Raw genomic sequence first — 12,502 nt, forward strand, 5'->3', positions numbered from 1 at the left:
TAGCCCTCTCATGACGCAAGGGCGTTGTGCGGGCGGCGCTTTATGCCGCAGCGGCCGGTTCACCGCGAACTTCGTCGCAACTTCTTAAGCTTGGTTAACGCGTTGTTTACCACGTTGGGCGAATTGTGCGCATGTCGGCTACCCGTGTTTATCCTGTATCGATTTTTTCACGGTTTTTCGGAGCGCGGGTGCACCCGGGAAGCTTGTCTTCCACCGTGGTGCGGTCGCCTTCGTTCCGGCGAGGATTTGGGGAGCTGGTCGCAAACCGGCCAATCTGAAAGACGGACGCACCGATGAACAGCAAGCGGTCCTACCTCGACACACTCAACGCCGGCAGGCAGCGCAGGCCTCAGACCACGCTCGAGCAGTTGAACCGCTCGCTGGAGACGCTGGAACAGCGGCTGGAGAGGACGCGTGAGGATACGATGGCACGTCCCGATCCCCGCCACTATGGCGCCGAACCGCGCTATCCCGCAGCACAGCCTTCGGCTCAGCCGCGCTGGTACCAGGATCCGCAGCCCGCGCCGCATCCGCAGGCTCCGATGCCGGCGCCGGCCGTCGGCCAGAACTACCAGAACCTTGCCCGCGATATCGACCGCATCCGCGGCCAGGAAGACAGCGTTGCCATGGTCGGCAAGATCGCCGGCGAGCTGCGCGGCATGCGCGAGGAATTGCGCCACCAGATGACTGCCGGGCTGCAGAGCGAATTCGAGGCGCTGCGCAAGGACATCGACCGCGCACTGCTGGCAAACGCCAAGTCAGGCGCTTCGGGCAAGGGCAGCGCCGAACTCGGCCTCGAATTCGAGCGGCTTTCCGGCGCCATCAAGACGCTGTCGGAAAAAAGCGACGACAGAAGCGTCAACATGCTGCGGCTCGAACTCGAACAGGTCAAAGCCGCGCTCGACACGCTGGCGCGCGAGGAGAGCGTGCAGAAGGTCGACCGCCGCTGGGACGATTTCGATCGTCGCTGGACAGCCTTCGAGGACCGCGTCGACGCCGACCAGCGCAACCGCTCACCGGACCCCGCCATTTCGGGCCTGACCGATCGGCTGGAGCAGATCAGCAACGCCGTCAACAACCTGCCGGAATCGCTATCCCTGCGCTCGCTGGAGGAAAAGGTCCGCACGCTGGCCAGCGCCGTGGATCATTTCGCCAGCCAGCAGGACAATCGCGGCGGCAGCACGCTGGCCATGATCGACGAGCGGCTGGACGAGATCTCCCGCGCCATCGTCGCCTCGACCGTCGCGGCACAGGCCAATACGCTCGACCATGAAGCCTTCGAGCGCATCGAGAAACGGATCGATTCGCTCGCCCGGCAGATCGAGGAAGTGGCGCAGGACCACCCCGGCAACGCCGTCGTCGACCGGCTGAACACGCTGTCGAGCCGGGTCGACGAACTCGCCGGCCGCGCCGCCCTGCCCGAGCAGGCGATGGAACGGCTGGCCAAGCAGATCGCGCTCATCGCTGACAAGATCGACCGGGCGCCGGCCATGCCCGACGCCGACTATATCTTCCACGGGCTTGAGCAACGCTTCGACGTGCTGTCGTCGATGATGGAACGGCGCCAGGGCGACGCCATCGAACAGGGCAACATGCTGTTCCGCGACCTTGAGCGCCGACTGGACGAAGTTGCCGACCGGCTCGACCAGCGCATGCCGCAAGTCGACGGCGCCGGCATCATGGAAGCCATCGATGCCCGCTTCACGGCGCTCGCCAAGCGCATGGAAACACGCATTCCCGACCCCGCCGGCGAAGCCGCGATCCGTGGCCTGGAAAGCCGACTCGAAGACATTTCGAGCCGCCTGGACTCGTCCGCCGCGCAAGTCGCCGGCATCGATCCGGCGCTGATCCGCAGCCTGGAGGCGCAAGTCGCCAGCCTGTCCGCCCACCTGTCCAGGCCCAGCGCACCGCTGCCGGAGTTCGAGGACATCAGCCCACGCCTCAATGAAATCGAGAAGGCGCTGGCGGGAACGCGCGACTCCATCCTTGGCGCGGCGCGCGAGGCGGCCGAGAACGCGGTGCGCTCGCTGGCCGGCTCGGGCGCCGACACGTCGGCGGTTTCCGGCCTTGCCCAGGACCTGAAGACGCTCGAGACGCTGACACGCCGTTCCGACGAGCGTAACTCGAGAACGTTCGAGGCCATCCACGACACGCTGCTCAAGATCGTCGACAGGCTGGGTTCGCTGGAACCAGGCGAACCGTCCGAGGCGATGAGCGAGCTCCTGGATGCACGCCCGGACGAAGCGATCGGCAAGCGCCGTGCGCGAGCCGGCAAGATGGCCGTGGACGCTCCGTCGATGGATATCGACGAGCCCATGCCGTTGACAGGGGACATGGCCGATCTCGACGGCCGCGCCGCCGCGATCATGCGCAGCCAGCCTGCTTCGCCACGCGGGCCGGGTGCGCGCTCGCCCGCGGAGGCGGCCGCCGCCGCCGCCATGGCCGCGCTTGGTTCCGATCCGATCGCCGGGAAGGGCGAGCCGACCGGCCGCCGCAAATCGATGCTGGGCGGCTTGGCGCGCGCCTTCAAGGGCAAGAAGGAAGCAGACGTTCCGCCGCTGGCGGGCTCGGTGCCGGGCCCGGAAATCCCGAGCGTCGATCTCGACGAGCCGCTCGACCCGAAAATGGCCAACCGGCCACTGGAGCCCGGCTCCGGCGCGCCCGACCTCAACGCCATCATGAAGCGCGTGCGCGACGAGCGCGGGCAACCGGCAAAGCTCAGCGACAGCGATGCCGCGAAATCGGACTTCATCGCGGCTGCCCGCCGCGCGGCGCAGGCCGCAGCCGCCGAGGCCGACGCCTTGAAGCGCCAGTCGACGATGAAGGGACCGGTGAAGGCGCTCAGGATCGGCGACCTGCTCAAGGCGCGGCGCAAGCCGATTTTGATGGCGGCCGCCGCGATCATGCTGGCGCTTGCCGGCTTGCAGCTTGGCAAGGCGTTCCTCGCCGATCCCGCCCAGGTGGCAAGCAATGACGCGCCGGCCGTTGCCTCGCAGCCGCTGCAAACCGCATCCGTCGACGCCGCGAGCCCGCCCAAGCCGGAAACCCAGTTGGCGGCAGCGAACAGCGAACCGGCCCGTGAGGTCAGGCAGGCCGAGCCCTCCGCTCCGGCGGTCAAGGACGACATGGTGGCGCAGACCGCGCTCGCCATCCCGTCGGACGGCGATGGGCCGACGAACGCCGGCCCGACGGCGGAACCGGCTCCGGCGGCGATAGCTCCCGTCATGCCTGCCGGCGCGGGTGCGGCAGGCTCCGACGCGATGGCTTCGGCAGAACCCATTTCCGCCGGTCCCGTCGCAGCGGCTCCTTCTTCTCCGGCACCTTCCGCTGCTGCCGGCGGAACGCAAACGACGGACAGCGGTATCCAACCGACAGTGGCTGCACCGGCCATGGCCAATGACAGCACCGGCGCCGTCGTGCCCGCCGGCGCTCCCGCGGCCCCGGCCAAATTCGACATTCCCGCCGATGCAGGCCCGGTCGCCCTGCGCGACGCCGCAGCCACCGGCGACGCCAAGGCGCTGTTCGAGATCGGCTCGCGCTATTCCGAGGCGCGCGGCGTCAAGGAAGACATGGCGGCCGCGGCCAAATGGTATGAAAAGTCCGCGGAACTCGGCTTCGCTCCGGCCGAGTATCGCATCGGCAATTTCTACGAGAAGGGCATCGGCGTCCCGCGCGACATCAAGAAGTCGAAGACCTGGTACCAGCTCGCCGCCGAGCAGGGCAACGCCAGCGCAATGCACAATCTGGCAGTGCTGTTCGCCATGGCCGCGGACGGCGTGACCGACAATGAATCGGCCGCGCACTGGTTCCAGGAGGCCGCCGATCTCGGCGTGAAGGACAGCCAGTTCAATCTCGGCATCCTCGCCGCCAAGGGCGTCGGCATGAAGCAGAACCTGGAGGAGTCCTACAAATGGTTCGCGCTCGTCGCCAAGACCGGCGACAAGGACGCTGCCGCCAAGCGCGACGAGATCGCCAACGCGCTGCGTCCCGAGCAACTCGAGCGCGCCCGCGCCGCCACCGAATTGTGGAAGGCCAAGCCGCTCGATCAGGCCGCCAATTCGGCCGACATTCCCGAATCCTGGCAAGATGGCACACCGCAGACCACGGCCAGCATCGATATGAAGAAGGCGGTCAAGAATATCCAACTTATCCTCAACAAGAACGGCTACGACGCCGGCGGCGCCGACGGCGTGATGGGCGCGAAGACCAAGAATGCGATCGTCGCGTTCCAGACTGACAACAAGCTGCCCGCGACCGGTGCGGTCGACGAAAAGCTGGTCAAGGCGTTGCTGGCGCGCAAATAGCGGCAGGAGCGTCGTATCCGCGACGCCCCTGCCACACATTTGCCTGTTAACTGCTTGAGATGTTTTTTGTTTCGGCGCGGCGGCGGGGTTTGACCTCGCCGCCGCTTCGGCGCAAGGAAAAATTGGCTTTTCGGTGCGATACTATCGCAACGGCGGTATTCGCCGACTGGCAAACTGATCGAGACCGACGGGTGGGCATCTATCTCCCGATTGCGGAAATTTCCGTCAACGTCTTCGTGCTGCTGGCCATGGGCGCTGCGGTGGGCTTTCTGTCGGGCATGTTCGGCGTCGGCGGCGGTTTTCTCATCACGCCGCTCCTGATCTTCTACAACATCCCACCGGCAATCGCGGTGGCGACCGGCGCCAACCAGGTCATCGCCTCATCCTTCTCCGGCGCGCTGTCGCATATGAAGCGCGGCACGCTCGACTTCAAGCTCGGCGGGGTGCTGCTTGCCGGCGGCATCGTCGGCTCCACCGGCGGCATCTATGTCTTCGCTTTCCTGCGCAGGCTGGGACAGCTCGATCTGTTCATCTCGCTGCTCTACGTCGTGCTTCTGGGCACCGTCGGCGGGCTGATGCTGGTCGAAAGCATCAACGCGCTGCGCGCCACGCGCAGCGGCGCGGCACCGGTGCTGAAGAAATCCGGCCAGCACAACTGGATCCACCGCCTGCCGCTGAAGATGCGGTTCAGGGCCTCGAAGCTGTTCGTCAGCGTCATCCCCGTGCTTGGGCTGGGCGCGGCCATCGGCTTCCTGTCGTCTATCATGGGTGTCGGCGGCGGCTTCATCATGGTGCCGGCTCTGATCTATCTCCTGAAAGTGCCGACCAACGTCGTCATCGGCACCTCGCTGTTCCAGATCATCTTTACCTCGGCCTACACCACTCTGGTCCACGCCACCACCAACCAGACGGTCGACGTGATGCTGGCCTTTCTTTTGATGGCCGGTGGTGTCGCCGGCGCGCAATATGGCGCCAAGGCCGGCCAGCGGCTGCGCGGCGAGCAGTTGAGAGCGCTGCTGGCGATGCTGGTGCTGGCGGTGGCGATAAGGCTTGCCATCGACCTCTTCGTCACACCGCCCAATCTTTATTCGCTGTCCGGCGCGGGCTTCAACTGATGAATGGCCTGAAAGCGCTCGCAACCGCCGCTCTTCTGTCATTGATCGCCGCCGCACCCGCGAAGGCGCAGACGCCGCCGACCGAAAGCATCCAGATCGGCCTTTCCACCGACAAAGTCTCGATCACCGCCGGCTTTTCCGGTGCCGACCTGACCATTTTCGGCTCGCTGGAAAATCCCGATCCGCTGGTGGCGCGCCAAGGCCGCTACGACATCATCGTCGTGCTCGAAGGTCCACCCAAGCCGGTGGTGGTGCGCCGCAAGGACCGGGTGCTCGGCGTCTGGGTCAACCTGGAATCCGAGACCTTCGAAAACGTGCCGGTGTCCTATTCGGTGGCGACGACGCGGCCGTTGCAGGACATCACCGAGCCGAACAGCTACAGGCAATTGTCGCTCGGCGCCTCCAATCTCTACATGCAGCCGGCCGATGCCGGCGACAGCCCGGCCACGATCGAGGAATTCACCGCGGCGTTGCGCGAACGCAAGGCCGCAACCGGCCTCTACAGCGAGAATGTCGGCGGCGTGCAGTTCCTGTCACAGAACCTGTTCCGCGCCACGGTGCGGCTGGCGCCGAACGTTCCGGTCGGCACCCACAAGGCGCGCGCGTTCCTGTTCAAGAGCGGCCTGTTCATCAAGGAGAGCTCGGCCCAGCTCGAAATCCGCAAATCCGGTTTCGAACAGTCGATCTTCCGTGTCGCCCACGACTATTCCTTCCTCTACGGCGTCTTCGCCATATCACTGGCCATGGTGACGGGCTGGCTCGGAAGGTTGATCTTCCGCAAGGACTAAGGCGGCTACAAAGGGGGTTCCCCTTTCCTGGATCATGCTATAGACCGCCACCTCCCGGCCCGCCGGGCAACACGCACAATTCAATTCGGCAGAGCAGTCCGGCCACCCCGGACGACAGAGAGCGCACGCTTCACAGACGGCGCCGAACCGCTGCCTTAGCAGAGATGACAGGAGGCTGCGATGCGACCAGCATTCGCCGGCATCGATTTTGGCACTTCCAACTCCACCGTGGGCGTGGTCAGGAGCGGCCAGCCGCACCTCGTCGCGCTGGAAGGCGGCGAGGTCACGCTGCCAAGCGCCGTGTTCTTCAACTTCGAGGACAACCGTACCTGTTTCGGCCGCCACGCAATCGCCAATTACACCGACAGCGTCGAAGGTCGGCTGATGCGCTCGCTGAAGAGCGTGCTCGGCAGCGCGCTCGCGCAGGAAAAGACGCGCATCAAGGCGCGGTCGATCGGCTTCATGGAGATCGTCGGCCTGTTCCTCGGCCATCTGCGAAAAAGACTGGAGGACGATGCCGGCGGCGCCGTCGAGAGCGTGGTGCTCGGTCGGCCGGTGCAGTTCGTCGACGGCGACGCCGAGGCCGATGCCAGGGCACAAAGCGAGCTCGAAGGAGCCGCCCGCGCCCAAGGCTTCAAGCATATCGCCTTCCAGTTCGAACCGATCGCGGCGGCCCTCGACTACGAGCAGAAGGTGACGCGCGAGGAACTGGCGCTGATCATCGACATGGGTGGCGGCACGTCGGACTTCTCGATCGTAAGGGTCTCGCCGCAGCGTGCCCGCTCGCTTGACCGCAAGGACGATATCCTGGCCAGCCGCGGCATCCATATCGGCGGCACCGACTTCGACCGATTGCTCAGCATCGCGCATGTGATGCCGGAACTCGGCTACCTCAGCCCGACCAAGGACGGCAAGCGCAACCTGCCGGCCAGCTACTTCATCGATCTTGCCACATGGCAACGCATCAACCTGGTCTACACGGCCAAGGCGATGACGCATCTGCGCCAGATCCGCTACGAGGCCGAGCGCGCCGATCTCGTCGACCGCTTCATCCATATCGTCGAGCACCGGTATGGGCACGCGCTGGCCGCTCTTGTCGAAAGGGCCAAGATCGCGCTGACCGACAAGGTCTCGGCCGATGTCGAGGTGAGGCTGCCGGAAGTCCAGTTCGCCGCCGAGATCACCCGAAAGGCGCTGAACGCCACGATCGCCAGGGACATCGAGCGCGTTGCCGCCACGGTCGGCCAGACCATCGGCGACGCCGGGGTCAAGTCGTCCGACATCACCGCCGTGTTCCTGACCGGAGGATCCACCGCGATCCCGCTGGCGAGACAAAAAATCCTGTCGCTGGTGCCTCAGGCTTCGGTCATCGAGGGCGATATGTTCGGCTCGGTCGGACTTGGCCTTGCGCTGGACGCGCAGCGCAAGTTCGGCTGATATCCGGACAATTCACGAACGCGCGGACGCCTTCTCGTCGGCCCCCAAATGCGCCTTGAGCGCCATCTGGGCCAGGCTTGCCTGGCGGTCGCGATGTGTAATCATGGCGAAGTCGCGTTTCGGCAGTTCGAGCGGCACGGACCGCAGGCTGCCTTCAGCAACGGCGCGTCCAACGACGAGCTCCGAAATGATGGTGGCGCCGGCACCGGCCTCGACCGCCTGGCGAACCGCCTCGTTGCTCGGCAGCACCAGAAATATCTGCAGGTCGTCAAGCGAAATCCCTTCGCGGCGCGCCAGATCCTCCAGCACCTCCCGCGTGCCGGAACCGCCCTCGCGGATGATCCAGCGCAGCCCTTTTATGTCGGGGCGGCCCGGCGCGATTTCGGCGATCTCGGGATGAGAACCGGCAACCACCAGCATCAACCGGTCGATATCGACCTTGGCGCGGCGCAATATGTCAGACTCGGTGCGCCCCTCGACCAGGCCGAGATCGGCGGTTCCATCCAGCACGCTGGCTTCGACCTGCCTGGTGTTGCCGATGCTGACGCTCAGCCTGACCGCAGGATAGGCTTCGTGGAAGGACGCCAGCCGGCGCGGCAGCCAATAGCTGGCGATCGTCAGGCTGGCGGCGATGGAGAGGCTGCCGGCAACCGTCTGCGAGACATGTTCCAGCACATTGCGTGCGGCGGCGGCTCGTTCCAGTACGGCCTTGGCTTCTGGCAGGAACCGGTGACCGGTCTGGGCAAGCTCGATGTTGCGGCCGACGCGGTTGAACAGATGGACGCCATGCTGTTCCTCAAGCGCGCGGATGGCAGCCGACGCGGCCGATTGGGAGATGCCCAGCAGCTCCGCCGCTTTGGTCATGTGGCCGCGCTCGGCGACGGCGACAAATATCCGCAACTGGTCAAGTGTCATAAGGCATTAAGAACCAATATCGATCGAATTTACAAGAACAATTGATTAGACGGGTTGATAGCTTTATTCTAAGTTTTCAATCGAAGTTAGAAAAAATTCGCTACCGATTGACAGAGAATGAAATGATCGGGCGGTTCAAGTCCCTGTTCGCGCACTGGACCCGCGGCCTGCGGCGGCGGCTGGCCGGCGATCGCTATCATCCGGAAGAGCATTACATGCGCGGTCCCGGGCCGAAAACCAGGGCCAAAGCCGCGAACCGCAGAAGCGCTCGGGGATCATGACCCAAGGATCTCTGCGCGGCGCGAATTCCGCCCCGTCCCAACGCCCGCTCGCCGACACGAACGCACCCGACGAGAACGATGGCGTCGACACCTCGCCCGCCGTCTCCGACCGCATCGCCAAGACCACATGCTATATGTGCGCCTGCCGCTGCGGCATCGACGTGCACATCAAGGACGGCAAGGTCCGCTACATCAACGGCAACAAGGATCATCCGGTCAATCGCGGCGTGATCTGCGGTAAGGGCAGCTCCGGCATCATGCAGCATTACAGCCCTGCCCGGCTGAAAAAGCCGCTGCTGCGCACCGGCTCGCGCGGCTCGGGAGAATTCCGCGAGATCGAGTGGGAAGAAGCGCTGACGATCGCCGCGGAGCGGCTTTCGTCCATCCGCCGCAGCGACCCGAAGAAACTCGCCTTCTTTACCGGCCGCGACCAATCGCAATCCCTGACCGGCTGGTGGGCAAGCCAGTTCGGCACGCCGAACTTCGCCGCGCATGGCGGTTTCTGTTCGGTGAACATGGCCGCAGGCGGGCTTTATACGATCGGCGGCTCGTTCTGGGAGTTCGGCGAACCCGACTGGGACAATACCCGGTATTTCATGCTTTTCGGCGTCGCCGAGGACCATGATTCCAACCCGATCAAGATCGGCCTCGGCAAGCTGAAGGCGCGCGGCGCCAAGGTGGTGTCGATCAATCCATGCCGCACTGGCTACAACGCCATCGCCGACGACTGGATCGGCATCCGGCCGGGCACCGACGGCCTATTCGTGTTTGCCCTCATCCACGAGCTCTTGAAGGCAGGCCGCGTCGATCTCGACTATCTCCTGCGCTACACCAACGCCCATGTGCTCGTCATCCAGGATCCGGGTGCGGCCGATGACGGGCTGTTTGTCCGCGATGGCGCCGGCAACCTGCTCGCCTGGGACAGAGTGGCGAAGGTGCCTGTCCGCGCCACCGACGCCAGCGCCAAACCGGCATTGACCGGCAGCTTCACCGTCGACGGTCGTCGCTGCGTTCCGGTGTTCCAGCTGATCGCCGATCGATACCTCGATGAGAGCTATTCGCCCGATGCGGTCGCGGAGCGCTGCGGCATTGCCGCCGATACGATCCGCAGGATCGCCGCCGAGCTCGCTCATGTCGCCTTTGAGCAGACGATCGAACTGCCGGTGGCGTGGACCGACTGGGCCGGCCACCGCCACGAGACGATTAGGGGACGGCCTGTGTCGATGCACGCGATGCGCGGCATCTCAGCCCATTCCAACGGTTTTCATTCTTGCCGAGCCATTCATCTTCTGCAGGTGCTGCTCGGTACGGTGGACGTCCCGGGCGGCTTCCGCTTCAAACCGCCTTATCCGCGTTGCGCGCCGCCAGGACCGAAGCCTGCCGGCAAGAGCGTCCGGCCGATGACGCCACTGGACGGCATTCCGCTCGGCTTCGTCTGCGGGCCTGACGACCTTCTGGTCGATGAGGCAGGGGTGCCGATCCGCATAGACAAGGCCTATTCCTGGGAGGCGCCGCTCGCTGCGCACGGCTTGATGCACACCGCCATCCGTAACGCCTGGGCCGGCGATCCATACAAGATCGACACACTGATGATGTACATGTCGAACATGGCCTGGAATTCCTCGATGAACACCGTCGAGACGATTCGTATGCTGACCGACCGCGACGAGGCGGGCAATTACAAGATCCCTTTCATCATCTATTCCGACGCCTATTATTCCGAGACCGTGCCGTTCGCTGACCTCGTGCTGCCCGACACAACCTATCTCGAACGGCACGACTGCATCAGCCTGCTCGACCGGCCGATCAGCCATGCCGACGGACCGGGCGATGCTATACGCCATCCCGTGGTCGAGCCGGACCGGGACGTGCGCCCGTTCCAATCGGTGCTGATCGAGCTCGGCGCGCGCCTCGGCCTGCCGGGTTTCGTCAGAGAAGACGGGGCGGCCAAATATGCCGACTATGCCGACTACATCGTCAATCACCAGCGCACGCCCGGTATCGGCCCGCTTGCCGGCTGGCGTGGCAAGGACGGCAATTCGACCGGCAAGGGCGAGCCAAACCCGGACCAGTTGCAGCGCTACATCGACAATGGCGGCTTCTGGCACCACGATTTCGCTGAGGACCAGCGTTACTACAAGATGGCCAACCGGTCCTATCTCGATTTCGCGGTGCAGATGGGCTTCATCCCGAAGGCCGAACCAGTCGTCTTCCAGCTCTATTCCGAACCCTTGCAGCGCTTTCGTCTTGCCGCGCGCGGCCATGGTCGGGCCGTGCCGCCCGAGAGCGAACGCCAGCGCATCGAGACCTACATGGACCCGCTACCCTTCTGGTACGTGCCGTTCGAGGAAGCGGCCGTCGACCAGCAGAAATATCCGTTGCATGCGCTGACGCAGCGGCCGATGCACATGTACCATTCCTGGGGTTCGCAGAATGCGTGGCTGAGGCAGATTACCAGCCAAAACCGGCTGTTCGTGCATGAGAGGACCGCCGCAGGTCTCGGCCTTGCCGACGACGACTGGGTGTGGATCGAAAGCATCAATGGCAAGGTCAAGGGACAGATCAAGCTGGTCGAGGGCGTGAACGAAAGCACGGTCTGGACCTGGAACGCCATCGGCAAAAGGCGCGGCAGCTGGGGGCTGAAGGACGATGCCGCCGAGAGCAATCGCGGCTTCCTGCTCAACCACATCATCGGCGACCAGACCACGGCAGACACCAACGGCAGGCGGTATTCGAATTCCGATCCGGTGACCGGCCAGGCGGCATGGTTCGATCTCAAGGTGCGCATCGTCAAATGCGCGGCGGAGGAAGCCGGTTTCACCGAGCCGCAATTCGAGCGTTTCCACCAGCCGCCGCAATTCCAGCCATCGCCGGACACACTTCGCTTTGGCGCCGAATTCCGCATGAACAGGGAAGCCGCCAAATGACCTGCGTCCCCGCCCACACGGGCAAAAAACTAGGCCTGGTCATAGACCTCGACACCTGCGTCGGTTGTCAGGCCTGCGTCACCGCCTGCAAGGAATGGAACACCGGCGGCCACATGGCGCCGCTGACCGACATCGACCCCTATGGCGGCCATGTCGACGGCGTCTGGTTCAATCGCGTGCACAGCTACGAGCACACCACCGCGATGGGCGGCCGCACGGTGAACTTCCCGCGCTCGTGCCTGCATTGCGAGACGCCGGCCTGCGTCACTGTGTGTCCGACCGGCGCCTCCTACAAACGAGCCTCGGACGGCATCGTGCTGGTCGATGAGGACAAGTGCATCGGCTGCAAGCTATGCAGCTGGGCCTGCCCCTATGGCGCGCGCGAATTCGACACCGATGTCGGCGTGATGAAGAAATGCACGCTCTGCGTCGACCGCATCTACAATGACAATCTGGCCGAGGAGGACCGCGTGCCGGCCTGCGTCGCGGCCTGTCCGACCAGCGCACGGCATTTCGGCGATCTCGGCGACCCCGCCTCGGCGGTGTCGCAACTGGTTGAGGAGCGTGGCGGCGTCGACCTGATGCCGGAACTCGGCTACCGCCCGACCAACAAATACCTGCCGCCGCGCGCGCATACCGAACGCGCAGCAAAGATTTCTGCGCCAACCCTGGAGCCGGTGAGGGCCGAGGGTGGGTTCCTCGGCTGGGTCGACCGCATGCTCTCGAACTAAACCC

7 protein-coding genes are annotated in these 12,502 nt (G+C 64.7%); 6 read left to right on the forward strand and 1 reads right to left on the reverse strand.

Features of this window, described 5'->3' with window-relative positions; translation table 11 throughout:
- The first annotated feature begins 293 nt into the window (after nt 1–293).
- The 4 genes from FJ979_RS07370 (at nt 294) to FJ979_RS07385 (ending at nt 7,644) form a co-directional block, all read left to right on the forward strand.
- Nucleotides 294–4,304: a peptidoglycan-binding protein gene (locus tag FJ979_RS07370; protein ID WP_140580406.1), complete on the forward strand. Its 4,011-nt coding sequence runs from the start codon at nt 294–296 to the stop codon at nt 4,302–4,304.
- Nucleotides 4,305–4,495: 191 nt separating this feature from the next.
- On the forward strand, nt 4,496–5,419 hold the full coding sequence (locus FJ979_RS07375; RefSeq protein ID WP_140496679.1) for a sulfite exporter TauE/SafE family protein: 924 nt from the start codon (nt 4,496–4,498) through the stop codon (nt 5,417–5,419).
- Complete coding sequence (locus tag FJ979_RS07380) at nt 5,419–6,207, forward strand: TIGR02186 family protein (protein ID WP_140496681.1); 789 nt, start codon at nt 5,419–5,421, stop codon at nt 6,205–6,207. The genes FJ979_RS07375 and FJ979_RS07380 overlap by 1 nt, the downstream gene beginning before the upstream one ends.
- 180 nt (nt 6,208–6,387) lie before the next feature.
- Nucleotides 6,388–7,644 carry an Hsp70 family protein gene (locus FJ979_RS07385; RefSeq protein WP_140560875.1) on the forward strand — a complete coding sequence of 419 codons (1,257 nt, stop codon included), beginning with the start codon at nt 6,388–6,390 and terminating at the stop codon, nt 7,642–7,644.
- 12 nt (nt 7,645–7,656) lie between these two features.
- Here the strand turns inward: FJ979_RS07385 and FJ979_RS07390 are convergent, their stop codons facing one another.
- Nucleotides 7,657–8,559, reverse strand: a complete 903-nt coding sequence (locus FJ979_RS07390) for a LysR family transcriptional regulator (RefSeq protein WP_140496685.1) — start codon at nt 8,557–8,559, stop codon at nt 7,657–7,659.
- A 277-nt stretch (nt 8,560–8,836) separates the two neighbouring features.
- Here FJ979_RS07390 and FJ979_RS07395 point away from each other — a divergent pair, with 277 nt between their 5' ends.
- Both FJ979_RS07395 and FJ979_RS07400 read left to right on the forward strand, forming a co-directional pair.
- Nucleotides 8,837–11,767 (forward strand): molybdopterin oxidoreductase family protein, encoded by a 2,931-nt coding sequence (locus tag FJ979_RS07395; RefSeq protein ID WP_140580408.1) that lies wholly within the window; start codon nt 8,837–8,839, stop codon nt 11,765–11,767.
- Nucleotides 11,764–12,498, forward strand: coding sequence for a 4Fe-4S dicluster domain-containing protein (locus tag FJ979_RS07400; protein ID WP_140496689.1), 735 nt, complete (start codon nt 11,764–11,766; stop codon nt 12,496–12,498). Before FJ979_RS07395 ends, FJ979_RS07400 begins: the two co-directional genes overlap by 4 nt.
- The last annotated feature ends 4 nt before the right edge of the window (nt 12,499–12,502 follow it).

It is taken from the genome of Mesorhizobium sp. B1-1-6 (assembly GCF_006443035.1).
Classification (GTDB): Bacteria; Pseudomonadota; Alphaproteobacteria; order Rhizobiales; family Rhizobiaceae; genus Mesorhizobium.

Excerpts from the sequence above, each read along its gene's own strand:
- FJ979_RS07370 (WP_140580406.1), top strand. The coding sequence starts at position 294 with ATGAACAGCAAGCGGTCCTACCTCGACACACTCAACGCCGGCAGGCAG.
- FJ979_RS07380 (WP_140496681.1), top strand. The coding sequence starts at position 5,419 with ATGAATGGCCTGAAAGCGCTCGCAACCGCCGCTCTTCTGTCATTGATC.
- FJ979_RS07385 (WP_140560875.1), top strand. The coding sequence starts at position 6,388 with ATGCGACCAGCATTCGCCGGCATCGATTTTGGCACTTCCAACTCCACC.
- FJ979_RS07390 (WP_140496685.1), bottom strand. The coding sequence starts at position 8,559 with ATGACACTTGACCAGTTGCGGATATTTGTCGCCGTCGCCGAGCGCGGC.
- FJ979_RS07395 (WP_140580408.1), top strand. The coding sequence starts at position 8,837 with ATGACCCAAGGATCTCTGCGCGGCGCGAATTCCGCCCCGTCCCAACGC.
- FJ979_RS07400 (WP_140496689.1), top strand. The coding sequence starts at position 11,764 with ATGACCTGCGTCCCCGCCCACACGGGCAAAAAACTAGGCCTGGTCATA.